Below are 385 nucleotides of genomic sequence, written 5' to 3' on the forward strand. Positions count from 1 at the left end.
CCGCGACCTGAGCCAGGGCCTCCATCAGGGCCTCGGCGCGCTCCTGGTCGGAGGCGGCCTTGATGGCGATGTTCGCCATCCCCATCAGGTACTCGTCGAACGTGATGTCCGTGCGGTGCTGGGCGGCCAGGCCACCCCTGCCGGACGGCCTGCTGACCTGCGAACTGCTCACGCTGCTCCCTTCCGTGCTGGCCGGCCGGCTGGTGCCGGGCCGGGCGGTGTGCGGCTCCGGCGCGGGCGGCAGGCCCCGCACGCCGGTCGTGACGGCCGCGGGGCCGTCGGGGACGATGTCGGCGTCGACGACGTCGTCCTCGCCGCTCTTGGTGCCGGTGCGCGGCGGGCGGGTGGGACGGTCGGGCCACTCCACCGTCGGGGTGGAGTCCTC

Annotated in this window: 1 protein-coding gene; it reads right to left on the minus strand. The window is 75.3% G+C overall.

All coding sequences use genetic code 11. The features are described 5' to 3' along the window. Nucleotides 1–367, minus strand: a 367-nt coding sequence (locus OQ02_RS39415) for a hypothetical protein (RefSeq protein ID WP_442973743.1), incomplete at its 3' end; no start/stop codon positions are given. Nucleotides 368–385 lie beyond the last annotated feature (18 nt).

The organism is Saccharothrix sp. NRRL B-16314, assembly GCF_000716595.1.
GTDB lineage: Bacteria > Actinomycetota > Actinomycetes > Mycobacteriales > Pseudonocardiaceae > Actinosynnema.